Annotated in this window: 22 protein-coding genes; 8 read left to right on the top strand and 14 right to left on the bottom strand. The window is 63.6% G+C overall.

The features are described 5' to 3' along the window. Positions 1-40: 40 nt before the first annotated feature. The 3 genes from AC0L39_RS04550 to AC0L39_RS04560 are packed head-to-tail and all read left to right on the top strand — an operon-like array spanning position 41 to position 6,448. Positions 41-2,233, top strand: coding sequence for an autotransporter assembly complex protein TamA (locus tag AC0L39_RS04550; protein WP_473261079.1), 2,193 nt, complete (start codon positions 41-43; stop codon positions 2,231-2,233). Next, positions 2,233-3,918, top strand: a complete 1,686-nt coding sequence (locus AC0L39_RS04555) for a translocation/assembly module TamB domain-containing protein (RefSeq protein WP_473261081.1) — start codon at positions 2,233-2,235, stop codon at positions 3,916-3,918. Before AC0L39_RS04550 ends, AC0L39_RS04555 begins: the two co-directional genes overlap by 1 nt. After that, entirely contained in the window at positions 3,857-6,448 is a 2,592-nt protein-coding gene (locus AC0L39_RS04560; protein ID WP_473261082.1) for a translocation/assembly module TamB domain-containing protein, read from the top strand. Before AC0L39_RS04555 ends, AC0L39_RS04560 begins: the two co-directional genes overlap by 62 nt. A 2-nt stretch (positions 6,449-6,450) precedes the next feature. On the opposite strand, the gene AC0L39_RS04565 is transcribed toward AC0L39_RS04560, so the two are convergent. The 9 genes from AC0L39_RS04565 to AC0L39_RS04605 form a co-directional block, all read right to left on the bottom strand. Further along, a complete protein-coding gene (locus AC0L39_RS04565) occupies positions 6,451-7,032 on the bottom strand; it encodes a fasciclin domain-containing protein (RefSeq protein WP_473261084.1) in 582 nt (193 codons plus the stop codon). 11 nt (positions 7,033-7,043) lie between these two features. Next, on the bottom strand, positions 7,044-8,069 hold the full coding sequence (locus AC0L39_RS04570; protein WP_473261086.1) for a hypothetical protein: 1,026 nt from the start codon (positions 8,067-8,069) through the stop codon (positions 7,044-7,046). 81 nt (positions 8,070-8,150) lie between these two features. After that, on the bottom strand, positions 8,151-8,807 hold the full coding sequence (locus AC0L39_RS04575; RefSeq protein WP_473261088.1) for a lysozyme: 657 nt from the start codon (positions 8,805-8,807) through the stop codon (positions 8,151-8,153). 109 nt (positions 8,808-8,916) lie between these two features. After that, positions 8,917-10,410: a S41 family peptidase gene (locus tag AC0L39_RS04580; protein WP_473261089.1), complete on the bottom strand. Its 1,494-nt coding sequence runs from the start codon at positions 10,408-10,410 to the stop codon at positions 8,917-8,919. A 251-nt stretch (positions 10,411-10,661) separates the two neighbouring features. After that, the gene (gene glnA, locus AC0L39_RS04585) at positions 10,662-12,071 is read right to left on the bottom strand and encodes a type I glutamate--ammonia ligase (RefSeq protein WP_473261091.1); all 1,410 of its coding nucleotides are present in this window, start codon (positions 12,069-12,071) and stop codon (positions 10,662-10,664) included. Positions 12,072-12,152: 81 nt separating this feature from the next. Beyond that, on the bottom strand, positions 12,153-12,491 hold the full coding sequence (locus AC0L39_RS04590) for a P-II family nitrogen regulator (protein WP_218315410.1): 339 nt from the start codon (positions 12,489-12,491) through the stop codon (positions 12,153-12,155). A gap of 217 nt (positions 12,492-12,708) precedes the next feature. Further along, on the bottom strand, positions 12,709-13,644 hold the full coding sequence (gene argC / locus AC0L39_RS04595; protein WP_473261093.1) for an N-acetyl-gamma-glutamyl-phosphate reductase: 936 nt from the start codon (positions 13,642-13,644) through the stop codon (positions 12,709-12,711). Positions 13,645-13,675: 31 nt separating this feature from the next. After that, on the bottom strand, positions 13,676-14,053 hold the full coding sequence (locus AC0L39_RS04600; protein ID WP_473261095.1) for a hypothetical protein: 378 nt from the start codon (positions 14,051-14,053) through the stop codon (positions 13,676-13,678). A gap of 129 nt (positions 14,054-14,182) precedes the next feature. Then, positions 14,183-15,580 (bottom strand): leucyl aminopeptidase family protein, encoded by a 1,398-nt coding sequence (locus AC0L39_RS04605; RefSeq protein ID WP_473261098.1) that lies wholly within the window; start codon positions 15,578-15,580, stop codon positions 14,183-14,185. Positions 15,581-15,649: 69 nt separating this feature from the next. Here AC0L39_RS04605 and AC0L39_RS04610 point away from each other — a divergent pair, with 69 nt between their 5' ends. From AC0L39_RS04610 to AC0L39_RS04620, 3 genes are read left to right on the top strand one after another with little or no spacing between them, the layout of a single operon-like run. Further along, positions 15,650-16,447 carry a DUF4163 domain-containing protein gene (locus tag AC0L39_RS04610; protein ID WP_473261099.1) on the top strand — a complete coding sequence of 266 codons (798 nt, stop codon included), beginning with the start codon at positions 15,650-15,652 and terminating at the stop codon, positions 16,445-16,447. Positions 16,448-16,479: 32 nt separating this feature from the next. Then, positions 16,480-17,310 (top strand): type I methionyl aminopeptidase, encoded by an 831-nt coding sequence (map, locus tag AC0L39_RS04615; RefSeq protein ID WP_473261101.1) that lies wholly within the window; start codon positions 16,480-16,482, stop codon positions 17,308-17,310. Positions 17,311-17,347: 37 nt separating this feature from the next. Continuing rightward, positions 17,348-17,911, top strand: a complete 564-nt coding sequence (locus AC0L39_RS04620; protein ID WP_473261103.1) for a CDP-alcohol phosphatidyltransferase family protein — start codon at positions 17,348-17,350, stop codon at positions 17,909-17,911. Here AC0L39_RS04620 and AC0L39_RS04625 read toward each other — a convergent pair. From AC0L39_RS04625 to ccmA, 3 genes are read right to left on the bottom strand one after another with little or no spacing between them, the layout of a single operon-like run. Continuing rightward, positions 17,908-18,570 carry a hypothetical protein gene (locus tag AC0L39_RS04625; protein ID WP_473261105.1) on the bottom strand — a complete coding sequence of 221 codons (663 nt, stop codon included), beginning with the start codon at positions 18,568-18,570 and terminating at the stop codon, positions 17,908-17,910. The genes AC0L39_RS04620 and AC0L39_RS04625 overlap by 4 nt on opposite strands. Next, positions 18,571-19,221 carry a heme exporter protein CcmB gene (locus AC0L39_RS04630; protein WP_473261107.1) on the bottom strand — a complete coding sequence of 217 codons (651 nt, stop codon included), beginning with the start codon at positions 19,219-19,221 and terminating at the stop codon, positions 18,571-18,573. After that, on the bottom strand, positions 19,218-19,841 hold the full coding sequence (gene ccmA, locus AC0L39_RS04635; RefSeq protein WP_473261108.1) for a heme ABC exporter ATP-binding protein CcmA: 624 nt from the start codon (positions 19,839-19,841) through the stop codon (positions 19,218-19,220). The genes AC0L39_RS04630 and ccmA overlap by 4 nt, the downstream gene beginning before the upstream one ends. A gap of 62 nt (positions 19,842-19,903) precedes the next feature. On the opposite strand from ccmA, the gene AC0L39_RS04640 reads away from it, so the two are divergent. Next, positions 19,904-20,209, top strand: a complete 306-nt coding sequence (locus tag AC0L39_RS04640; RefSeq protein WP_473261110.1) for a 4a-hydroxytetrahydrobiopterin dehydratase — start codon at positions 19,904-19,906, stop codon at positions 20,207-20,209. Here AC0L39_RS04640 and AC0L39_RS04645 read toward each other — a convergent pair whose 3' ends face one another. Beyond that, a complete protein-coding gene (locus tag AC0L39_RS04645) occupies positions 20,210-21,037 on the bottom strand; it encodes an SDR family oxidoreductase (RefSeq protein WP_473261112.1) in 828 nt (275 codons plus the stop codon). A 57-nt stretch (positions 21,038-21,094) separates the two neighbouring features. Beyond that, positions 21,095-23,065 (bottom strand): S9 family peptidase, encoded by a 1,971-nt coding sequence (locus AC0L39_RS04650; protein WP_473261114.1) that lies wholly within the window; start codon positions 23,063-23,065, stop codon positions 21,095-21,097. A gap of 203 nt (positions 23,066-23,268) precedes the next feature. On the opposite strand from AC0L39_RS04650, the gene AC0L39_RS04655 reads away from it, so the two are divergent. Further along, positions 23,269-23,859 carry a class I SAM-dependent methyltransferase gene (locus tag AC0L39_RS04655; RefSeq protein WP_473261116.1) on the top strand — a complete coding sequence of 197 codons (591 nt, stop codon included), beginning with the start codon at positions 23,269-23,271 and terminating at the stop codon, positions 23,857-23,859. Positions 23,860-23,911 lie beyond the last annotated feature (52 nt).

Here is a 23,911-nt window from a genome sequence, read left to right on the forward strand (position 1 = left end):
AGTTTTACAATTGGATCTTTTCTTGGCGGGCGGGCTCTGCGTGGCAACCGCGCTTGTCCCGGTTGAGGCCAATGCATTCTCGGAAGACAGCAATGACCAACAGCAGGAGGAGCAGGCAGCCCCTCCTCAGCCCGAACCGCAGCCTCTGCCGCCGATACTCCAGAGCCGAAACCTCGACGAACTGATCCCGGAAAGCGCGGTCGGCGATGCCGAGGACTGGGCGCAGCAGGGCACGCCCGACACAGCGCGCGCCGAAGCCGACGTCGAAGCGGTGTCCGATGCTGCCGAAGACGAACTCGAAGCGGCGCCGGATCCGGCAGTGGCTGCAACGCTCGACGGTTTCGAGATTCCTCAGCCCGAACGGCTCGAACCCGATCCAGACGTCGAAGCGCTCGCCGAGATCGATGCTCCCGATCTGATCGAGCTTCCCGAGCTGGAAGAATTCGAGATCAGCGATGAATTGATCCTCGCCTTTCCGGTCGATAACGACCTCTTCCCGGAACGCACCAATTTCATCGAGCGGTTCAAGGTGCTCTCGACGATCGAGACCCTCGAAAGCGGCGATGACACCGTGCCCCAGCTTGCCGCCCGCGCGCGCGCCGATGAAGAGCTGCTCACCGAAATGCTGCGCACCTACGGGTATTACAGCGGAGAGGTCGCGCGCCAGCTATCGGGCGGGCGGCGCGGGGATAACGGCGATATCGCCGGGTCGGATATCGACCCGCAGGTCCGCTTCGATATCCTGCCGGGAGAGCGCTATTCCTTCGCGCAGGTCGATCTGGGCAGGCTCGACACCGCGCCCGATTACGCAGCGCTGCGAGAGAGTTTCGCGATCCAGCCGGGCGATCCGCTGCAATCGGACCGGATCGTTGCCGAAGAACAGGACCTTCGCCTGGCGCTCGGCGAAAGCGGCTATCCGTTTGCCGAGGTCGAGGCGCCTTCGCTGCTGATCGATCATGCCCGCAATGAAGGCGACCTGTCGCTGCCGGTCGAGCCCGGCGGCAAATACGTGTTCGGCGGGATCGACAGCGAAGACCCGAAATTCCTGTCTGGCCGCCACCTTTCCCGAATTGCACGGTTCGACAATGGCGATGTCTATCAGGCGAGCCTGCAAGCCGATCTGCGGCGCGCGGTCATCGCCACCGGTCTTGTCACCAGCGTCGCGGTCACCCCGCGCGAGATCGCTCCGCCGCAAGATGGCGAGCCGGGCCAGGTCGCGCTCGACGTCGAGTTCGAACGCGCACCCCTTCGCACCATCGCCGGAGCCATCGGCTACGGCACCGAAGACGGGGTGAAGGTCGAGGCAAGCTGGGAACACCGCAACCTGTTCCCGCCCGAAGGCGCGCTGAAGCTGCGCGGGATCCTGGGCGCGCGCGAACAATTGGCGAGCGTCACCTTCAAGAAGAACAATTTCCGCGACCGCGATCAGGTTCTGACCGTGGATGCCTATGCCAGCGACATCGAGACCGAAGCCGTCGATGCACGCACGATAGCGCTGCGAGGTTCGTTCGAGCGGATTTCCAACCTGCTATTCCAGAAGCCCCTGAGCTGGCAGGTCGGGGCGGAGGCGCTTTACACCGATGAGCGCAACCGCGTGATCGGCGGCGTTCAACGCGAGCGTCAAACGTATAATATCTTCGGGCTCTTCGGAAGCGCCACACTCGACTCGAGTGACGACTTGCTTGATCCGACAACGGGGTATCGCATCACCGGTTTCGTTGCACCGGAGGTCTCCAGGTCTCTCAGCACGGAGACGTTTTACCTGCGCGCACAAGCCGATGCGAGCTATTACCATGAGGTTGGGACCACTGTCCTGGCTGGACGAGTTCGGGCCGCGACGATTCAGGGCGCCGAAGCCTTTGAGATCGCTCCTTCGCGCAGGCTGTATTCGGGCGGCGGCGGCTCGGTTCGAGGCTACGGATTTCAGGGTATCGGACCGCGTAATGATTTCGGCGAAGCGACAGGCGGGGGTTCGCTTGTCGAGCTATCGCTTGAAGCACGCATACAGACCGGGCTTCTGGATGGCGCTATAGAGGTTGTACCGTTCATCGATGCAGGTTCGGTCTCGCTTGGTTCGACACCGGATTTCCGCTTTGTCCAATACGGCGCAGGCGTGGGCATCCGGTACAAGACCAGCTTCGGCCCGATCCGCGTCGATGTCGGAGCGCCGCTCAATCCGACCCAATTCGATGCGCCAGTCGTTGTCTATGTCAGCCTTGGGCAGGCGTTCTGATGGCCGAGGAAGACGTCATCACCAGCGAGGAAGCCGACAGCCCGGTGCGCAAGCGCAAGCGCCGCTGGGCCAAGCGGGCGGGCTGGGTGCTCGCAATCCTGCTCCTGCCGCTCGTGCTGGCCGGATTGTTCCTGAGCACTCCGATCGGCAAGCGGTTCGTGACCGAACAGATCGCGCAGGTTGCGCCCGCATCCGGGATGCGGTTCGAGGTCGGGCGGATCGAAGGCGACATTTACGGCAAGGCTGTCCTGCACGACGTCATTTTCAGCGATCCGAAGGGCGAGTTCCTGACGATCCCCGAGGTCGTGCTCGACTGGTATCCGCTGGCGTTCCTGTGGAGCGGTATCGACGTGCGCGAACTGACCGCGCGGCGCGGACGGCTCGAACGCCTGCCGGAACTGCTGCCCGGCGATCCCGACGCGCCCCTGCTTCCCGATTTCGATATTCGGGTCGATGAACTCAACATCGAAAGTTTCGTCCTTGCCCCCGGTATTGCGGGCGATCAGGCGCACACGGTCGATCTGTCGGGCCAGGTCGATATTCGTGCAGGGCGCGCGCTCGTACAAGCGGATGGCCGGGTCGGACCGGAAGATCGCCTTGCGCTGTTGCTTGATGCGGAACCCGATGGCGACCGGTTCGATGTATCGCTTGATTACCGCGCGGCAGCCGACGGGCCGATCGCGCTGATTGCAGGTCTCGACTCGGCCTATGAGGCGCAGATCGACGGCGACGGCAAGTGGTCGCGCTGGCTTGGCTACGCTCTGGTCAGACGCCAACGCGGGGACGCCGAGCCGGAGCGGGTGGCCGCGCTCAGGCTCACCAACATCGCAGGCACATACACCGCGCTGGGGCAGATCAGCCCGCCGGTGAGCGGCGGCGGCATCCTCGACCGGGCGCTTGGCGATGCAGTATCGCTGGCGCTGAGCGGGACTTTAGAAGACAGCGTGTTCGACGGGCGCATTTCCGCCATTTCTTCCGCGCTGGATCTGCGCGGCGGCGGAGCGGTGGACCTTGCCGGCAACCGATTCGACGATTTCGATACGCGCGCCGTGGTCCGCAATCCCGACCTGCTGGGCGAGGCCGTCTCGCTGCAAGATGCGCGACTGACCGCAACCATCGACGGGCCGTTCCGCGACCTTGAAATCGCGCATCAATTGAATGTCGAGCAGCTCGCCGCCGGTGAAACCCTGATCGAAGGGCTCGCGCAATCGAGCATCGCCACTTTCGACGGCGAAAGGTTCGCCCTGCCGCTCGATGCGAGCGTGGAACGCGTCGTGACCGGTACAGAACTGGTCGATCCGCGGCTCGTCGGCGGGACACTGACCGGCCGGCTGACCTATGCGGGCAGCCAGCTGAACGCTGACAATGCGCGCCTCACCTTTCCCGGCCTCGAAGCGGTTCTCGCGATGAGGGGTGACACGGGACGCGGTATCTATGCGCTGGCCGGGCCGGTCAGTGCCAGCGGGCTCGAGCTTCAGGATATCGGCACGGTGAACGCATCGGCTGACATGGTCGCGCGCTTCGGTGCGGACATCCCATGGAATGTCCGCGCAAATATCGCAGGCAACCTCGGTAACGTCAACAACGCTACGGTTGCGAACGTTGCAGGCGAGACAATCGAATTTGCAGGCGCTTTCGGCGTCGCTGCTGACCAGCCGAGCCGTGCTGCGCGACATGACGCTTGAGAGTGAGCGCCTGAGCGCCCGGTTCGACAGCCAGATCGTGGACGGCCGCACCACTCTGGCTGGCGGCGGAAGCCACACCGAATACGGGCCGTTCACCGTCGATGCCGAGATATCGGGCGAAGGCACGCGCGCCGAACTTGTGCTCGCCGACCCGCTTCCGGCCGCCGGGCTTCGCGATGTGCGGCTCGTCATTGCGCCAAGCGAGAACGGTTTTGCCATCGACGCGTCAGGCGGATCGCTGCTCGGACCGTTCGAGGGCCAGCTTGGCCTGATACTGCCCGCCGATGCACCAACCCGGATCGCGATCGACCGACTGCGCGTCTACCGCACGAATGTCGCGGGGGCACTCGTGCTGCGCGAGGCCGGGATCGCAGGCGATCTGGCGCTGGAAGGCGGCGGATTGAACGGCACGGTCTCGCTCGCTCCGGGGGCAGGCGGAGCACAAGGTTTCGATCTCGACCTCACGGCGCGGCAAGCACATTTTGGCGGAGACACGCCGATCGGGATCGCTAATGCCGATATCGATGCATCCGGTACATTCCGAGAGGGCAGCAGTCAGATTGACGCCGACATTCGCGGCTCGGGCTTCGAATACGGTGCGCTCAGCATCGCCAATTTCGCCGCCGAAGCCTCGATAGTCAACGGGCGCGGCAACGTCACCGCATCGATCGCCGGACGGCGCAGTGACCGTTTCGCGCTCAAGCTCGACGGTGACATCGCGCCGGAACGCATTGCGCTCTATGCGCGCGGGGAATTCGGCGGACGGCAAATCACCATGCCACGCAGGGCGGTGCTGACGGCGTTGGACGATGGCAGCTGGCGCCTCGCCCCGACGCAGATCGGCTTTGCCCGCGGCTTCGCGATACTCGAGGGACAGCTTGGCGGTTCTGCCACGTCGCTCGAGGCAAAGCTGGCGGACATGCCGCTGCGGCTGGCCGATCTGGCCGGGGCCGAGCTGGGGCTTGGCGGGCGACTATCCGGCGTCATCACCTGGGATCATGGCGCGGACGGACCGCCGGTTGCCAATGCCCGCGTGCGTATCGACGACTTTACACGGTCCGGCCTGGTGTTGTCCTCGACGCCGATCGACGTGCTTGCGGTGGCCGATCTTACGCCCAGCCGGCTGACCGTCGGCGCGCGCCTGCGCGAAGACAGCCGCCGGCTCGGCAGGCTCGATGCGCGCATCACGGGCCTGGGCGGCGGGAGCGATCTTGCGGGCCGGATCATGAACGGACGGCTCGACGCCGATTTTGCCTATGATGGCGGGGCGACGGCCTTGTGGCGGCTTGCCGCGATTGAGACATTTGACCTCGCCGGACCGATCAGCATTAGCGCCAAGGCGCGCGGCACCCTGTCCGATCCGCGCATCACCGGCGCGCTGGCGAGTGACGACCTGCGGCTGCAAAGCGCGATTTCGGGAACGGACATCAATGACGTCTCGGCGCGGGGCCGCTTTGCCGGTTCGCGGCTCCAGCTCACGCGGTTTTCCGGCACGACGCGGGGCGGCGGCCGGGTGCAGGGCAGCGGCACCGTCAACTTTGCCTCTATGGGAGCGGGTCGCGGACCGCAGATCGACCTGCGCGCCGCAGCAACCGATGCGCGCCTGCTCGCCGCCAACGGCCTCAACGCGACCATCACCGGCCCCTTGCGCATCGTGTCCGATGGCGCGGGCGGGACAATAGCCGGGCGCGTTTCCATCGACCGCGCAACCTGGAAGCTGGGGATCGCAGCGGAGGACATGTCGCTGCCGCAGATCGCCACGAGTGAGATCAATCGGCCTGACAGCCTGGGGGAAGCGAGGACGGCGGCCTCCGGCTCGTGGCGCTATCTCATCAACGCAACCGCGCCAAACAGGGTGTCCGTCGACGGCCTTGGCCTCGAAAGCGAATGGGGCGTCGACATCGCGCTGCGCGGCACAGTCGACGACCCGCGCATTGGCGGCGAGGCACGCCTTGTGCGCGGCGACTACACTTTTGCGGGCACCCGGTTCGAACTGACCGAGGGGCGCATTGCCTTCGACGCCAACGTTCCCATCGACCCAAGGCTCGCCCTGGCTGCGGAGACCAGCGCTAACGGGACCGATGTCAGCGTATCGATCACCGGCAACGCGCAGTCTCCGCAGGTCGCCTTCTCGTCCGAGCCTCCGCTGCCCGAGGAGGAGATCCTCTCCCAGCTGCTGTTCGGCGGATCGGTCACTTCGCTATCCGCGACCGACGCGGTCCAGCTCGGCGCAGCGCTCGCTTCGCTCAGGGGCGGGGGAGGCGGGCTCGATCCCATCGGCGATCTCAGGCGCTCGATCGGTCTCGACCAGCTGCGCATCGTCAGCGCCGATCCGGCGCTTGGCCGGGGGACCGGCGTGGCGCTTGGCAAGAATGTGGGGCGCCGCGTCTATGTCGAGATCGTGACCGATGGGCGCGGATACAGCGCCACCTCGGTCGAATACCGCGTGACCCGCTGGCTCGCCCTTCTGGGGACCGTTTCCACTATTGGCCGCGACAGCGTGCTGGCAGAGATCAGTCGGGACTATTAGCGCTATTCGGACGAGCCGGCCAGCGCGTCGGGATCGACCAGCACGGTGTCGATCGGGATCACCACACCGTTGCTGCCCACCACGGGATCGCTTTCAAGGCGCGCTCTTTGCCCGCCTGCATTGCTGACCACGACAGCTTCGCCATCGAGCGTCAGCGTCAGGTCGCCCGAGCCGAAGGTCGCAAGGGTGACTTCGCCGCCATTGTCCGCAATCGCCGCGCGGATCGCGTCGGGCGTGAGCGCGCCGGGTACCATGTGTTCGCGCAGGATTGCCGCCACGATCGCTCCGCGTGCCTCATCCTCGAGCATCGCTGCGGCATCATCGCCCAGCGCCTCGAATGCGGTGTCGGTTGGCGCGAAGACGGTGTAGCTGGCCTCACCTTCGAGCACGCCGTCCAGCCCAGTTCGCTCCAACGCGCCTGCCGCGACCGAGATGCTCGCGGTATCGGCCACCACTTCGGACAGGGGATCGCCCGAGCGGTCGGTGACGCCCGGCCCGGTGTCGATATCGGTTTCGCTCTCGCAGGCAGCGAGCGTCAGGGCGATGCCGGCGACAAAACCGGTCTTTAGAGACATGCGGATCATGCGAGGCTTCCTCAGATTGCGAGGTCGATAGCAGCGGCGACGAGCGCCGTTTCGGGATCGATCTCATAGACATACCCGTCGGAATAGCGATAGCGCGCGTCCGGGCGGTCGTAATACCGATCTCGGTAGGCATAGGGCACGTTGTAGACATCGTAGCCGCGCGGCATCGGCTGGCCGACGGTGATCTCGTCACCGGTCAGCAGCGCTGCAACCGATGCAATCGCTGCGGTCTCCGGATCGACGCGGTAGATCACGTTGTCGGCATAGCGATAGCCGCGCGGATCATCGAAGCCGTAATAGCTCTCGTAATAGCGCGGCAGCGGGCGCGCCTCGTACGTGCTCGGCCAGATGTTGCCAATGCCGAGCGCGCCTGCGAGCAGCGGGACAAACCCGGCAAGCCCGTCCGCCTGGTAGCGCAGCAGGTAGCCGTCATTGTAGAGATACCGTCCGCGTTCCGCGCCGAACAGGCCGAAGAAGCCGGGGTCGTAGCTGCGATAGCGCTGGCGCGCCTGGCCCGGAGGCAGACAACCATTGCGTTTCTTGGCGAGGCCCGGCGGGCAGCCATCGATCAGGCGGGTGCGCGTGCCGAAAGTGTCGCGCAGCAAGGCGGGCGCATAGCCGATATCGATGTCGATCCCGCCATCACGGCGCCCGTCATTGCCGCGGCCCTGATTGCCGCGAGCCGCATTTGCGCCGCCTCTCTGGTCGTTACCGCGCACGGCTGCGCCGCTCCCGCGATTTGCGCCGCTATTGCCGCGTTCGGCCTGCGGCGGAGGACCGCCCCGGTTTCCCACGTTGCGATTGCCGCCGCCATTGCCGCGATCTACCTGCGCGGGCGGACCGCCGCGATTGCCGGCATTCCCGTTGCCGCGGCCCTTATTGCTGCTATTGCCGGGCTCCGCCTTGGCCGAGGCGGCCGGCGAGCCGCCATTGCCGTTACCTTTGCCATTGCCATTGCCGTTGCCCTGTCCCTGCGCAAAGGCAGCGGGACTGGCGATCAGAGCGATTGCAGCGGTGCTTGCAAACCATTTCATCATGGCAAATCCTCCATTGGGTGAATCAACTCCATGACTATTGCCCGGTTCCGCAATGCGCACGCCGACCGCCCGTGCTCCGGCCTATGACTGGTACAGCGCTGCTTCTTCCGCACGCCGCCGCACGAGGCCTTTCAGTACGCGGCCACCGGCCTTGTTCCAGCGCGCAAACTCGGCTGCTGCGCCTTCGGTGTCTCCGGCGACGTGCTTCTTGGTCAGGGTAGCGCGGACGATGGCCCCGGTGTTGTAGTGGAAGCTGACCATCGCATCGAACTGGCTCTGCGTGGTGGGTGCATAGCCGATTGCGCGCGCCACTCCGGTGGCATAGCGGGCAAGGTCGCTTTCGAGCCGCGCGTCGCACTGCGCCTGCGTCCACACCGTGCCGGGGGCAATACGCCCGCCTGCGCCGTCAGGTCCGGTCGCACCCCAGCCGATCGTCCACGGATCGCCGCCCGTGCCGGGATCGGGATAGGCCTCGATCATCCCATCGCGTCGCAGCCGCGCGCAGCCCTCGAAGCGCTTGATCAGGGCGATGCCGTCAGGCCCGATGCGGTCCGGATTGCCCGTTTGCGCGGGCGGCGATGAGACACATGAGACAGTGTCCTGGGGCGAAAACCCGGACGGGTCGGGAGCGCCGCCGACTGCCCGGTCGATAGCGTCGACTTCGGACTGGCGAAGCCCGCGCTTCAGGATCTTGCGGACGGTGTCGAAAATGGGTTTGCGTTGGTCTGGGCCGGACATTGCGGGGCCTCCTTTGAGAATGGGGGAGACCGGGCAATTAGACACAATTCAGACGAGTAGGAAAATGGTCTCTAGTGTATCGTAAAGCCTTTTTGCGAACCGGTTGAAATTACGAGGCGAGGTCGCGTTCGATATGGTCAAGCATCACGTCAGTGGTCCATTCAAGATCGGTGACTAGGATATCGGGTTGATACACTTCGCCTGAACCGCGTGGGCGATTGACCCAGATCTTGGTTGGCAGGATCACGACACCGCGATCCGAGGGCAGGTCCTGAAAACGAGTCTCAAGATATTCACTGTCCGCCGAAGTCGGGGCGCCGACCAGCGTTACATCGGGAAAGCGGGTAAACACATCTACCGCATCGAGGCATGCGCTTGCGCATGCACCATCCGTAATGACATACACAGGGGGCAGCGCGCGAGGCTCGGTCGGGGACGCTTTGGCGAGCAGCTTATTGCCGATATGCTCCTTGGCAAACGTCTGGCCCGCATCGCGTGCAGCCGTAAGTTTCGTCTTCATCTCGTCGATCAGATCGGCGATTTCAATCATCCCGAGCTCGCGTCGGTTTTCGGCGGCTTCCGTAAAGTGAGCGATGTTGCCTTCGTCAGCCAGATACCAGACTTGGGTGTCACGGAAGTAATCGGCCATCGCCCAGTCGACGGCCTCTTCACCCCATAGTCTCTTTGCCACGTTATAGGACCAAGTTGAGCTTCCGCCGCCGTTCCGACGCAAGTCGATCACGATGGCGCGCGCTTGCGCAAACTCGTCCTGATGCGCATCAAGATCGCTGAACAGCGTCTCGTATTGCGCTTGGCCGTCGGGGCCAGGCGAAAAGGTAGAGAGCGTAATATACTGAATGCCTTCCCGCAGCTCGGTCAGGCCGACAGGGGCGCGCTTGCCCTTCTCGATCGCCGCCCAGAACCGCTCTTCGGGCTCCTGTGACCATATGAGGTCGTAGGATACGATAACACCATCCAGGCTTTTGAAATCGCATGCGTTAGGCGGAGCTGCAGTCATCAACTGTGGGCGTGAAAAGAACGTGCTGGCAAAAGACCACCATTGCCCAGCCTCCTTCGGTCGACCTTGAAAAGCGAACACTTGCTTAGCGATCAGGCTGTTGGCGTCCTCCCCGTCGCATGCGATCAGGGCAGAGCCAAGCGCAGGGCCGGCATGGCTCGTTTCCGTGATGACGAGTGCTTCGCCGCGCCATTCGGCGGCAAATCCGGGCCAGAGCGTACCCCTGCTAGAATAGCTGACGAATGTGCGAGCGTGGCCATCGGCAAGAACGCCGTTGAAGGCGCTCATCGCCAGAGCGTGACCGGTGTGGTCTTTAGCGCCCTGCGCAAAGGCGAGCGCTTTGTCGCGCGCTCTTTCAAGCAATGCCGGAAAGTCTCGATTGTTCGGATCGTACATGCCCGGATGATGGCGGGCGAAGATCGCGTATGCGCTCTCGATGTCCTCAATTGCAGCGGCGCGGCGATCGATTTCCGGTTCAGCGTTCCCTGCTTCACCCTGCGCGGCCTGCGCAAGCAGAGGCTGCGTGACGAAACTTGCATTCAGCGCTGCCGCAGCCACCATAGATTTCGAACTGGCGCGTCGCATTAAGAACTCTCACCGCCATGATTAAGCGGTTAGCATAGCTTTTGCGCGTCCTGACGACAATGCTTTGATATAAAAACATAAAAGCCCGATCTCTCGACCGGACCTCAATGTAATTCTACCGCTTCACTACTTGAGGCCTGTCTCGGTCGGTCCAATACCAACCGCAAAGGCGGCTGCCGGTCCACAGCGATGCCATCGTTCATCGCAATAGCAAGGAAGCGGAGCCGCGGATGCGGCTCCGCCATTATGAATCATGCGCTGTAATACATGTCGAATTCGACCGGGCTCGGTGTGGTTTCGAGGCGCATGACCTCTTCCCACTTGAGCTCGGAATAGGCGACGATCTGGTCTTGCGAGAAGACATCGCCCTTGAGCAGGAATTCGTGATCGTCTTCCAGTGCCTCGAGCGCTTCGCGCAAGGATCCGCAGACGGTCGGCACGTCGGCAAGCTCGGCTGGCGGCAGGTCGTAGAGGTTCTTGTCCATCGCATCGCCGGGATGGATCTTGTTCTCGATCCCGTCGAGGCCCGCCATCAGCAGCGCGGAGAACGCGAGATACGGGTTCGCCAGCGCATCGGGGAAGCGGAATTCAACGCGCTTCGCCTTCTCGCCTGCGCCGTACGGAATGCGGCACGAAGCCGACCGGTTGCGGGCTGAGTAGGCGAGCAGCACCGGCGCTTCGAAGCCGGGGACCAACCGCTTGTAGCTGTTGGTCGTGGCATTAGTGAAGGCGTTGATCGCCTTGGCATGCTTGATGACGCCGCCGATGTAATGGAGGCAGGTTTCCGACAGGCCGGCATATTCGTTGCCCGCGAAAGTCGGCTTGCCGTCCTTCCAGATCGACATGTGGCTGTGCATGCCGCTGCCGTTATCGTCCTTGATCGGCTTGGGCATGAAGGTCGCGGTCTTGCCGTAAGCGTGCGCGACCTGCTGCACGACGTATTTATACACCTGCACCTGGTCGGCGGCTGTCGTCAGTGAGGAATAGGTGATGCCAAGCTCGTTCTGGGCAGCGGCCACTTCGTGGTGGTGCTTGTCCATGTTGAGGCCCATTTCGAGCATCGTCGCGACCATTTCGCCGCGAATGTCCATCGCGCTGTCGACCGGTGCGACGGGGAAATAGCCGCCCTTGGCGCGCGGACGGTGGGCCATGTTGCCCATCTCGTATTCCTTGCCGGTGTTGGTCGGCAGCTCGATATCGTCGATCGCGTAGCCCGATCCGGCATAGCCGTCCTCGAAGCGGACATCGTCGAACATGAAGAACTCGGGCTCAGGCCCGACATAGATCGTGTCGCCGATGCCGGTCGATGCGAGATAGGCCTCGGCGCGTTTCGCGGTCGAACGCGGATCGCGCGAATACAGCTGGCCGTCCGACGGCTCGACGATGTTGCAGAAGATCGACAGCATCGGGGTTGCGGAGAACGGATCGACATACGTTGCGTCCATGTCCGGCTTTAGGATCATGTCGCTTTCGTTGATGGTCTTCCAGCCTTCGATCGAGGAACCGTCGAACATCAGGCCATCTTCCAGCGCGTCTTCGTCCATGACGCCTGCGGCCATGGTGAGGTGCTGCCATTTGCCCTTCGGATCGGTAAAGCGCAGGTCGACCCATTCGATTTCTTCGTCCTTGATCTGTTTCAGGACGTCCTTGGTGCTAGCCATGTCGGTATTCTCCAGCTGGTAGTTCGAGAGGTGTGCTCATCATGATGACGAGCGAGAGCGGGATTGGTTCAAAGTTGGACGCTAGATCGCGTCATCGTTGGTTTCGCCGGTGCGGATGCGCAGCGCGGTTTCGACCGGGCTGACGAAGATCTTGCCGTCTCCTATGCGCCCTGTCTGTGCAGCGGCGGCGACCGCTTCGACCACGCGTTCGGCCTGGTCGTCTGCGACCACGACTTCGAGTTTAACCTTGGGAAGGAAATCGACGACATATTCCGCGCCGCGATACAGCTCGGTGTGGCCCTTCTGACGGCCAAAGCCGCGCGCTTCGGTAACGGTGATGCCGGACACGCCGATTTCGTGCAGCGCCTCCTTCACCTCGTCGAGCTTGAAGGGCTTGATGATCGCCTCGATCTTCTTCACGTGCGTGGTTTCCCCCGGGTCGGTCTGGTTATTGACATTATTCTAACCAAGAATCGTGCCAAAAGCTGCGCAACACCGGGTTACTTGATCCTGCCGCTGGCGCAAGGGTCTTGCCGGGGTGCTCGCGTCTTGAGCAAGATTGTTCGCGCCCGCGAAATGCTGCACAGTTTGCAGACGCCGCGTGCCTAAAATTTGGGCAACACTCGGCTGGAGCGGGTCAGCGCGACAGCGCAAGTCCAGCCGTCTCAGGCAGGCCGCACATGAGGTTGAGGTTCTGGATCGCCGCGCCCGATGCGCCCTTGCCAAGATTGTCGAGCACCGCGACGAGGCGGGCCTGCGACCCGTCGCTGGAATCGTAAACGTAGAGGTCGATCCCGTCCCATGCGGGCGCGCCCTGACGCAGCAGCAATTCGGCTGGCAGGTTGGCGGACGAATGCACTTTCACAACCTCGCTGCCGGCATAAAACGCGGTCAGCTCGCCTTCGAGGAACGCCGCCGAAGTCGCCCCGGTCATGGCGGCGAGCGGAAGGGGGATATCGACCACCATGCCGCGATGCGCGTTCACGACGCTCGGCGAGAAAACCGGCGGATGGGCGAGCCGGGCCACGCGCTGCATTTCGGGCAGGTGCTTGTGCCCGAGCGCGAGGCCATAGGTGCGAAAGGCGATGTCGCCTGCGTCTTCGAACCGGCCGATCAGCGCGTTGCCCCCGCCCGAATATCCGCTCACTGCATTGACGGTATAGGGCCAGTCCACCGGCAGCAGCCCGGCCTTTACCAGCGGGGCGACAAGCGCGAGGAAACCGGTCGGATAGCAGCCCGGGTTCGACACCCGTCTGGCAGCGGCGACCACATCGCGCCCCGTCAGCTCGGGAAAGCCGTAGGTCCATCCGTCCGCAACACGGTGCGCGGACGAGGCATCGATGATGCGGGTGTCGCTCCCCTCCGCCAGGGCCGCCGCCTCGCGCGCGGCATCATCCGGCAGGCACAGGATGGCGATGTCGGCGGAATGAAGCGCGTCCTTGCGCGCCGCGGTATCCTTGCGCTGCGCATCGCCGAGCACGATCAGGTCGAATTCGCTGCGGCCCGTGAGCCGCTCGCGGATTTCGAGGCCGGTTGTCCCGGCGGCTCCATCGATGAAAAGACGCGTTGTCATGGCCGCATCTGTATACGCTTGGCGGGGTCGTTCAATCCTTTAGGGGCTGCTCAAGGGATTGCTCGAGGCAAGCGGCCTTGCAATAGCCGCTTGGCCCATCGGGGCCGGTGCAGCCCCAGACCCACTCGCCAGCTTTATCCAGAACCTCGAACCGCGCGCCTGCATCCAGCTGGTGCATGATCTCGCTGTCTTCGCGCGGGGCGAGGTGAAGCTCCGCGCCGCCAGCGCCGATCGTGTGGATATGCGGGACAACGTAATGCGCGGCGAGGTGCGTCCCGGCAAGCGCGATATGCGCCAGGTCACCGCGCAGCGGCAGGCTGCCGGGCTTCGGCTTCTTGACCGGACCTTTCAGTCCGAGAATGCCGTCCGGTATGCCGTAATCGCCTGATTGCACGTCTGTGCCGCTCATCCAGGAAAAACCTTCCGCCCCGTTTGTGCGTCCGCGCCCGGCAGGCGAAGACCTCGATCCTGCGCGCTTAGCGCCGCAGCGGTTGACGGGCAAGCGAGCGTTTTGGGAAGCCCGAAAGAGGGACAGGCATCAGCCAGAAAAGCGGTCCTTGAGCATATGCCACGAAGCGCGCAGGCCGTAGGCGGTTCCGCCCTTTGTCCGCCCCGGCTTGGCAAAGGGACGCCATGCGAATGTGTCGAAATGCACCCAGTCCAGTCCGTCTTCGACGAACCGGTCGAGGAACAGCCCGGCGACGCTCGCCCCGGCATAGGGGTTCGTGTGCGCGTTGGAGATGTCGGCAATGTCGGAATTGAGATATTCGCGGTATGCCTCGGGCAGGGGCAGGCGCCAGGGTTCATCGTCATGCGCCTTGCCCGCGGCAATCAGCGCCTCGGCGGTCGCATCCTCGCGCGCCATCATCGCGGCGTAATCCGGGCCGAGCGCGACGCGCGCCGCGCCGGTCAAAGTGGCAAAGTCGATCACCAGTTCGGGCTTGTCCTCGCTCGCGCGGGTCAAGGCATCGCCGAGGATCAGGCGCCCTTCGGCATCGGTGTTGTGGATCTCGACGCTCAGCCCCTTGCGGCTGGCAAGCACATCGCCGGGGCGGAAGGCATTGCCTGCGATTGCATTTTCGACCGCCGGGACGAGCAGGTGGAGCCGCACTTTGAGCCCGCCGCCCATGATCAGGCCCGCCAGCGCAATCGCGTGCGCCGCGCCGCCCATGTCCTTCTTCATCAGCCGCATCCCCGACCCAGGCTTCACGTCGAGGCCGCCGGAATCGAAGCACACGCCCTTGCCGATGATCGCAAGCACGGGATCGTTTTCCGAGCCCCAGGTGAGGTGCATGATGCGCGGGGCATGTTCGCGCGCGGCGGCGCGGCCCACGGCGTGGACCATCGGATATCCCTGCTCCAGCGCGTCGCCCTTGGTCACGGACAGGTTGCCGCCATGCGCCTTGGCGAGCTTTTCGCATTCGGCTTCCAGAGCGGCTGGCCCCATGTCTTCGGCAGGCGTGTTGACGAGGTCGCGCACCAGCATCTCGGCCTTGGCCTCTGCGGTGATGGCATCGATGCGTCCCGGCTGGCTTGTCAGCAGGACCCGCGGACCTTGCGCGTTCTCGTCTTCCTTGTAGCGGGTGAAGCGGTACTGCGCGGTCAACCAGCCGAACATTGCCGGGCCTGCCCCCGTCTCCGCCGCGTCGCCCGCCAGCCGGTATGTGCCTTCGGGCAAATCTTCGGCAAGCTTGGCAAGGCACCAGCTCGATAATCCCTGCGGATCGGCAACCCCGCCGACGGCGAAAAATCCGTCGCTATTGGGCACGATCCCGACCTGGTATCCGCGCCCTTCGAATTTCTGTCCGGCAAGGCTGGCGCGCTGCGCCGAACTCAAGCTCTTGGCGAATTCGTCGAAGCCGTCCTTGTTCACGAGGTGAATGTCTACGGCGTCCTGGCCGCGATCGGGCTGGATGAGGTCTGTGATATCGTTCATGGTCCTTCAATTAGTGATGGCAAACGCCATGTCACGCAAAGTTTCGCAAGCGCGGGGAGGGATGGCGCCATGAACAGGTATCTGATCGGGAGCGCAGCGGTGCTGGCGATGGCGGCGTGCTCCTCGCCCGAAGGCGCGGGCGAAAAGGCCGCCGCATCCCATCTCAGCGCCTCGGCTAAAGCCGGGGCGGTCAGCTTTTCCGATAATTCGGAGCAGGGTGAGGCAAAACGCGAATTCTCGTATAGCTGGCCGGGCGAAGTGTCAGCGATCCCCGCGCTCGCCGCAGAGCTGACGCAGGAGCGGGATGTGAGGCTTGCCGAGCAAACATCGCAGTGGACCGAGATGGCCGCATCCTGCCCGCCTGACGCCGTGAGCTGCCGCATGAACACGTATGAGAGCGAATGGACAGTCGTCGCCGACACGCCCGGGTATTTGAGCCTGTCGAATTCGTTCTACACCTATACCGGCGGCGCGCATGGCAATTACGGGCGCGCAGCGCTGGTTTGGGACCGCGAGGCCGGGCGCTCGCTAGAGCCGCTGCAGATGTTCGGCTCTCCAGATGCGCTGGATTCTGCCATCGGGCGCAGCGCATGCGATCTCCTCAATGCCGAACGCGAAAAACGGCGCGGTCAGCCTGTGCCGCAGGGCGCGGGCGAATGGCCGAACCAGTGCGTCGCTATTGACGAGGCCGCCATTTTCCTCGGCTCTTCGACCGGCACGCGGTTCGACCAGATCGGCGTGTACTACGCGCCGTATGTCGCCGGCGCCTATGCCGAGGGCGATTTCGAGCTGACCCTGCCGGTGACTGAGGCCGTGCTCGATGCGGTTCAGCCGGCCTACCGCGACGCATTCTCGCCAGCAAAGTAGAAATTCGCAGGCAAGCTCGCTACATAGCGCGAATGACCGAATACCAACTCGTAGAGAGCAGCGACACCGTCTACCGCGACGGGACGATCAAACTTCACACCGAAGAAGGCTTTGAAGGGATGCGCAAGGCCGGACATCTGGCCGCGACGATCCTCGATGAAGTTGCCAACCTTGTCGTCCCCGGCGTCACCACGGCGCAGATCGACGACCGCATTCGAGAGATGATGCTGGATGCAGGCGCGGTCCCGGCAACGCTGGGCTACCGGGGCTATACGCATTCGAGCTGCATCTCGATCAACCACGTCATCTGCCACGGCATTCCGGGCGACCGGGCGCTGAAGGATGGCGACATCCTCAACGTCGATGTGACCCCATTGCTCGATGGCTGGCACGGCGACACGAGCCGCATGTTCTTTGCAGGTGAGCCGTCGATCAAGGCGAAGCGGCTGGTCGATGTGACCTATGACTGCCTGATGCTCGGGATCGAGGCGGCGGGCAAACCCGGCGCGCGGCTCGGCGATATCGGCGCTGCGATCGAGGCCCATGCCAAGCAATTCCGCTACGGCGTGGTGCGTGAGTTCTGCGGCCACGGCCTCGGCCGCCTGTTCCACGATGCGCCAGAGGTGGTGCATGCAGCGAAGGCGGGCACAGGGCCGGAGCTGAAACCCGGCATGTTCTTTACCATCGAACCGATGATCAATCTCGGCAAGCCTTGGGCAAAAGTGCTGGGCGACGGCTGGACCGCCGTGACCCGCGACAAGTCGCTCTCCGCGCAATTCGAACACAGCCTCGCGATCACCGAGGATGGTGTCGAGATTTTCACCAAGAGCCCGACGGGGCGCGACAAGCCGCCTTATGCCTGAACCTTCGAGCTGATTGCAGGACGCAGACGGGGGATACATGGGTTCGTTTGCCAATCTCCTGACCTGGTACCGCATCGCCGCTGCGCCTGTTGTGGCAGGGGTGGCGATTGTGGGGCTGCGCGATGCGTTTTTCATCTTGCTGATCGTCAGCCTTGCGACCGATGCGGTGGACGGGCCGATCTCCCGCTGGACGGGGACGGCTTCGCGGTTCGGCGCTCGGCTCGATACGATTGCCGATGGCCTCACCACGATCGCAGCCCTGCTGGGCCTCTACATCTTTGAGCGCAGCACCATCCAGCCCGATCTGGGGTGGCTGTACGCCTTTCTCGCCACCTATGCGGCCGCGGCCACCGTGTGCCTTGCGAAATTCCGGGTTTTTCCGGCCTATCACTTGTATCTGTCGAAGATCGGCGCGGTTCTGGCCGGGCTTTTCATCGTCTGGCTGTACCTGTTCGATTATTCGCGCGCGTTCCTGGTCGCGGTGTTCGCGGTGGGTATCCTGGCCAATCTGGAATCGATCCTGACGACATTGCGGCTGCGCGCGTTTCGGGCGGATATCGGGAGCGTGCTCGCGATACGGGGCCGCGGCGCGGGTACCTAGAGGAAGAACACCGCCAGCACCGCGACCATGATAGCGATGACGCCGACCGAATAGGCCAGCATCACCTTCACCTCTGGCGTCAGGCGCCGCATGGTCAGCCATTCGAAGCTCAACGCCATCAGGATCGTGATCGGCAATTGCACTCCGATTGCAATCGGGTCGGGCAGGCCCAGCACCTGCACCACACGGGCATAGGCCGGGGTCATCAGCGCGAGCGTGCCGATCAGCATCGCTTGTCTGTGCGCGTGCAAATTGCCCTGGCGCGCGAAATGGATGCCCGCGATGTAGAGCGGCACGAAGGTCACGAACGCCGCGACATTGACGATGGTCACTTCGAAGCGCCCAAGCTCCTGCCCGATATTCCACGAGATAATCACGCCCGACACCACCATTGCAATCACGAGGGCCACGGAAACCTTGCCCAGCGACTTGTGCAGGGCGAACCGTTTCCACGCCGCTAGCGAAGCCTGATTGGCGAACAGCGCAAACCACGCCAGCATCACCACTGCATGAAAAATCACGACCGGCGTGAAGCGTGCCAGCGTCTCGGGGTAAAACAGCGATTTCGCGCCGAACGCCACCACGCTGAACAGCAGCAGTCCATTGCCGATCCGCCGCAACCGGATGTTTGCGGCGATCTGGTCTTTCGGTTCCAGCACTTAAACGTCCCTTGCAGCCCTGATCGCGGCCCCGGCGGCGAATGGCGCGATGGCCACCAAGGCGAGGCTTATGGCTGCAACGAAGCCGAGGCTTGCTTGATCCTGACGCGCCAGAGATCCCGCGCCGAAAATCAGGATCGGCAGGGCTAGCGGGATCAGCAGCAGCCCCGAAAGCGCTGCGCCTGCCCGCAGGCTCGCTGTGAGCGCGGCGATCATCAATCCGATTGCGGCAAGCCCCGGAGTGCCCGCGAGCAGGCCGAGCAACAGCAGGTGCAAGGTCGGCCCATCGAGCGCCAGCAGCGCGGCGGCGGGAAACGCGGCGAGGATCAGCGGCGGGCCAAAACTCAGCCAATGCGCGGCGAGGCGCACTGCCATCATCACCTCTTCGGTGAGGCCGCGCAGGCGGAGCTGGTCGAACACGCCCAGCTCGATATCCTGCGCCACAAGCTTTTCGAGCGGCAGGATCGCGGCAAGCAGTGCGGCGATCCAGACGACGCCGCCTCCCGTTCGGCCAAGCAGGCTGGCGTCCGGCCCGACCGCAAACGGGTACAGCATCGCGACCGCGACGAAGAACACGACCGGAAGAGCCGCTCCGCTGCCTGCGAAGGGGAAGAACTTGGCCAGATCGCGTTTGAGCAGCGCGGCGATCATGCGGCGTCCTCGGACACGTTTTCAGAAGTGGGGGCGAAGTCCTCGATAGCGAGCGTTTGCAAGCCTTCGATGGCCAGTGTCTGGTGCGAGGCAATCAGCGCAATCCCGCCGCCGCCGACATGCAGCTGGATCAGCGCGGTGACCTGCTCGATTGCGGCTGCATCCAGCCCGCTCAGCGGTTCGTCGAGCAGCCAGATCGGCAGGCCCCGATTCAGCAGCGCGGCCAGTCCGGCGCGCTTCCTCTGGCCGGTCGACAGGTAACGCACCGGCACATCGAGCAGCGGCTCCAGTCCCAGCACGCTCAGCGCGCCCGAAGGATCGCCGCAGCCATCGACGCGGTTCCAAAACGCCAGCGCCTTTCCCAACGGCTGGTCGGGATCGAGTGCGGTGCGTTCATCCAGCAAACCCGCCCCGCCATGCCGCTCGATGGTCCCGGCAAATGGTGTGAGCAAGCCCGCGAGGGCGCGGATCAGCGTCGTCTTGCCGGTGCCGTTCGCGCCGGTGACATGGCAAGCCTCGCCCGCGCCCAGACCAAGCGTAAGACCGCGAAAAAGCACCCGGTCGCCGCGCCGACAGGCCAGAGCTGTTGCAGAAAGAGTGGGGGCGGCAGAACCTTGCATCGAGATGTGCGTTAGGCAAAAGCTATCCCGCCCACAACACTCTGACACAGGAGCCTCCCCCGATGGCCAATGTTCCCGAACTCGACGAGAAAGAACGTGCAAGCCTGCTGGCCGATCATCCCGATTGGGAATCGGCGCGCGAAGGCAAGGCGATCACGCGCACATTCCAGTTTGGCGATTTCTCCGAAGCATGGGGATTCATGAGCCGCGTCGCGCTGCTTGCGGACAGCCACGATCACCACCCGGAATGGTTCAACGTCTATGCCAACGTGGAGATCACGCTGACCACGCATGATGCCGGGACAAATGGCGGGCTATCGCACCTCGATGCGAAGCTCGCGCGCGCTATCGACAGGATCGCAGGCTGATCATCGGCCCAGCAGCGAGGCGGCTTCGCGGTTTTGCTTGCGGATCTTCCCCGGCATCCAGCGTTTGGCGAAATTGAGCTTTCTGGCGGTCTTGCCGACGAGATAGTGCAGCCCGTCGCCGTGGACCGCGTCCCATATAGTTTCCGCGACCTCTTCGACAGGAGTGATTTCCAGCCCCGCCGCTCTTACCCGGTCGCGCACAGGCTCGTTCGAATGGCGGTTGCCGGTCCCGTCCAGCAACGGGGTTTCGATGAAACTCGGGCAGATCGAGCACACCTTGATGTCCTCCGGCGCCCATTCGGCATCAAGGCTTTCGGCGATGCCGCGCACTGCGAACTTGGTCGCGCTGTAGACGCTCATACCCGTGCCGCCGGTAATCCCGGCTGCGCTTGCGATGTTGACGAGGCAGGAACCCGGCGCGGTCTTTTGCAGGTAGGGATAGACCGCCTGCGCGCCGTAGAGCACGCCTTTCAGGTTGATATCGAGGCAGCGGTCGATCTCTTCGGTTTCAAGCTCCGCGAGCGGCCCGCCGGTGCCGATCCCGGCATTGTTGACCATCACGTCGATCCGCCCGCCCGCAGCCGTCGCGAACGCTTCAAGCGCGGTGTCCCACGCCGCGCGGTCGCGCACATCGAGCTTGTGCATGTATTTGAACCCGCCCTCGATCAGGCCGAGCGTGTCTTCCATTCCGGCCTCGTTGATGTCCGCGATACCGACGAACCAGCCGCGCTCGCCGAAATAGCGCGCGGTCGCGCGGCCGATGCCGGACGCTCCGCCGGTGATGAAAATGCTGCGGCGCTGGCCGTCTGTTTGCGGTGCCTTGCTCATGTGAACCCTTCCCAAGATTTCAATTTGAAACCTGTTTAGGGACAGGCGGCGCTTTTGTCATCCGCCCAGCGCAGTTTCCAGTCCCTGCACGTGTCCCGCGCCTTCGACGATCTCGGCGGTCGAGGGTTCGAGCACATCGCCCAAAGGCTCGGCGCGCCCGCCAATGCATTCGGCAAGAAAATTCTCCGCCACCGCGAAGAATGCAATCGAATTGGCGGGCTTGGCAAAGCCGTGTCCTTCGTCGGGGTAGAGCACGTAAGTGACCGGAATCCCATGATCCTTCATCGCACCGACGATCTGGTCGCTTTCGGATTGCTTGACGCGCGGATCGTTTGCACCCTGCGCGATCAGCAGCGGCTTGGTGATCTCGTCCGCCTTGTAGAGCGGACTGGCTTCTTTCAGCAGGGCAAGCCCTTCTTCGGTTTCGGGATTCCCCATCCGCTCATGGAATGTCTTGACCAGCGGGGCCCAATAGGGCGGGATTGTGGAGAGCAGCGTTTCGAGATTGGACGGCCCGACGATATCGACGCCGCATGCGAACACGTCTGGCGTGAAGGTCAGTCCGGCAAGCGTCGCATAGCCGCCATAGGAGCCGCCCATGATCGCGACCTTGTCCTCCTGCGCAATGCCTTCAGCGACGGCCCAGCGGACCGCGTCGATCAGGTCGTCATGCATCGCGAGGCCCCACTGCTTGTTGCCGGCATTGATGAAGCCTTTGCCAAAGCCGGTCGAGCCGCGGAAGTTTACCGACAGGACCGCATAACCGCGATTGGCGAGCATCTGGTGGATCGAGCTGAACCCGAACGTGTCACGCGCCCACGGTCCGCCGTGGACCAGCAGCACCATCGGAACAGGCTCGCCGGGGCGTCCGTTCGCATCGGCATCGCTGCCCGCCGGTAGCGTCAGATAGGAGGGCAGGGTCAGCCCGTCACGGCTGGCGATCTCGACCGGGTGCATCGGCTGGAGCGGTGCGCCCTCAAGTTCGGGCCGGGAGACGTAGAACGGCGTCAGAGTGCTCGCCTCGCGGTCATAGATATGGGTCGCGATCGGGCCGGTCAGCGGGTCGTTCCACACGATCCACGACGCATCGTCATCAGTGCGGCTCATGATCCCGTATTCGCCATCGAACTGCGCGCGCAGCCAGTCGAGCGAGGCCTTGAGGTCGGCGTCGATCGCGGTCCATTCGGTCTTGAGGTAATTCACCGAATAGGCCTGCACTTCGCCCGTCTGCTGGTGGCGGATCGTGCCGCCGATATCGGCCTTGTCATCCTCGGCGATCAGCTCGCGCTCACCGCTTGCCGTATCCTGCGCGTAGAGCGCCGCCGTATCGCGGCCCCGGCTGTCGAGCCAGTACAGGATCGAGCCATCGACCGTGTACCCGGCGGGCGAGGTCGTCAGCGCATCCTCCATTGCCGTGCTTTCGAACGGTTCATCCTCGACATCATTGCCCGCCACGCGGAAGTAGTCGGTCCCGCCTGCCTCGTTCTGCTGCATGGCCATCTGCAGCGTCAGCGTGTCGTCCGCCATGAACCCGGCATAGGCGTTGTTCTCGTAAACCAGCTCCAGCGAGCCGGTGTTGAGATCGAGCAGGTGCACGTCGTGGAATTGCGGATCGCGGTTGTTGAGGCCGACCAGCACCTTGTCCTTGATCGTCTCCGAGGCGCCGACGATCTGCACCCGCGTGTTCTCGAACGGAGTGAGGCATTCCTCCTCGCCGCTGGCGATGTCGATGCGGTAAAGCAGGAAATTCTCGTCCCCGCCCTTGTCCTGGATATAGCCGACGCTCTTGCCGTCTGGCGCCCAGAAATGCTCGCGGATCGGGCGGTCGGTGGAGGAGGTGATCGCCTGCGCATCGTCAGGCTTGGCGCGCGGGGCGACCCAGATATTGAGCACGCCATCCTTGGGCGCGAGCCAGCTGAGCCATGTGCCATCGGGACTGATCTTGCCCTGAGCGCGGGTCGGGTTGCCGAATAGATGCTCGCGCGGGATCAGCGGGAATTGGTCGATAGCGGTATTGGCGGTCGTCATGGTCTCTCCCTTGGATGAGGGTGACAGCTAGGGAGCGGGGCGGGGATTGCAAATGCCGGGGTGAGTCATTGCCGGCTCTTGACCCCGATTGCGGACACCCGCCCCCAAGTGTGATACCCTCTGACCGATCAGTCGCTGCTCCAGCTCGGTTTCAACTTGTAAGAATGGCTGAGCGGTTTTCTGACTGATGCAGGGAGGCTGCCGTGTCCAAAGATCCTACCGAGATGGCGAACCGCATGTGGAGCAGTGCTGCTGCGGACTATGATGACATCAGCTTCAGCATCTCGGATGCTTTGGTTCATACTACGATGCGCCTGAACCCGTCTCCCGGTGACAGTGTCATCGACATAGCAACTGGCACGGGGATGAGCGCGCGTTTTGCGGCACGGTTTGCTGCCAGCGTTACTGGAATTGATATCGCCGACGGCCTGCTGGCCGCTGCCCGTGAAATTGCGGCGCATTGTGAGCCGCCCATTACGTTTACGAAGGCGGATGCAGCGAACCTCCCATTCCCTGAGGCGCATTTCGACCGAGCTGTTTCGACTTTTGGCATCATGTTTGCACCCGATCAGGAAGGCGCTGCAGCTGAACTCGCAAGAGTCCTGAAGCCCGGTGGCAGGGCGGTAATCACCTCATGGGCTCCTGACCCCGCTGTCGGGCGCATATTCGAATTGGTCAGTGAATATCAGGATTCGAGCTCAGCGAGCGGTCCCTCACCCATGGTCTGGGGGAGGAACGTGGTGTCAGCGACCTGCTGGGCGAAAACTTCGAACTCAGTTTTGAAAACGGGGTAAGCTATGGTTGTTTCGACTCAACGGAGCATCTCTGGCGCTTCTACATTCGCAC

This window comes from Erythrobacter sp. K21-9 (genome assembly GCF_055808355.1).

What these genes read in the sequence shown, in the direction of transcription:
- AC0L39_RS04555 (WP_473261081.1), top strand. Translation starts at nt 2,233, where the DNA reads ATGGCCGAGGAAGACGTCATCACCAGCGAGGAAGCCGACAGCCCGGTG.
- AC0L39_RS04565 (WP_473261084.1), bottom strand. Translation starts at nt 7,032, where the DNA reads ATGATCCGCATGTCTCTAAAGACCGGTTTTGTCGCCGGCATCGCCCTG.
- AC0L39_RS04570 (WP_473261086.1), bottom strand. Translation starts at nt 8,069, where the DNA reads ATGATGAAATGGTTTGCAAGCACCGCTGCAATCGCTCTGATCGCCAGT.
- AC0L39_RS04575 (WP_473261088.1), bottom strand. Translation starts at nt 8,807, where the DNA reads ATGTCCGGCCCAGACCAACGCAAACCCATTTTCGACACCGTCCGCAAG.
- AC0L39_RS04580 (WP_473261089.1), bottom strand. Translation starts at nt 10,410, where the DNA reads ATGCGACGCGCCAGTTCGAAATCTATGGTGGCTGCGGCAGCGCTGAAT.
- glnA (WP_473261091.1), bottom strand. Translation starts at nt 12,071, where the DNA reads ATGGCTAGCACCAAGGACGTCCTGAAACAGATCAAGGACGAAGAAATC.
- argC (WP_473261093.1), bottom strand. Translation starts at nt 13,644, where the DNA reads ATGACAACGCGTCTTTTCATCGATGGAGCCGCCGGGACAACCGGCCTC.
- AC0L39_RS04600 (WP_473261095.1), bottom strand. Translation starts at nt 14,053, where the DNA reads ATGAGCGGCACAGACGTGCAATCAGGCGATTACGGCATACCGGACGGC.
- AC0L39_RS04605 (WP_473261098.1), bottom strand. Translation starts at nt 15,580, where the DNA reads ATGAACGATATCACAGACCTCATCCAGCCCGATCGCGGCCAGGACGCC.
- AC0L39_RS04610 (WP_473261099.1), top strand. Translation starts at nt 15,650, where the DNA reads ATGAACAGGTATCTGATCGGGAGCGCAGCGGTGCTGGCGATGGCGGCG.
- map (WP_473261101.1), top strand. Translation starts at nt 16,480, where the DNA reads ATGACCGAATACCAACTCGTAGAGAGCAGCGACACCGTCTACCGCGAC.
- AC0L39_RS04620 (WP_473261103.1), top strand. Translation starts at nt 17,348, where the DNA reads ATGGGTTCGTTTGCCAATCTCCTGACCTGGTACCGCATCGCCGCTGCG.
- AC0L39_RS04630 (WP_473261107.1), bottom strand. Translation starts at nt 19,221, where the DNA reads ATGATCGCCGCGCTGCTCAAACGCGATCTGGCCAAGTTCTTCCCCTTC.
- ccmA (WP_473261108.1), bottom strand. Translation starts at nt 19,841, where the DNA reads ATGCAAGGTTCTGCCGCCCCCACTCTTTCTGCAACAGCTCTGGCCTGT.
- AC0L39_RS04640 (WP_473261110.1), top strand. Translation starts at nt 19,904, where the DNA reads ATGGCCAATGTTCCCGAACTCGACGAGAAAGAACGTGCAAGCCTGCTG.
- AC0L39_RS04645 (WP_473261112.1), bottom strand. Translation starts at nt 21,037, where the DNA reads ATGAGCAAGGCACCGCAAACAGACGGCCAGCGCCGCAGCATTTTCATC.
- AC0L39_RS04650 (WP_473261114.1), bottom strand. Translation starts at nt 23,065, where the DNA reads ATGACGACCGCCAATACCGCTATCGACCAATTCCCGCTGATCCCGCGC.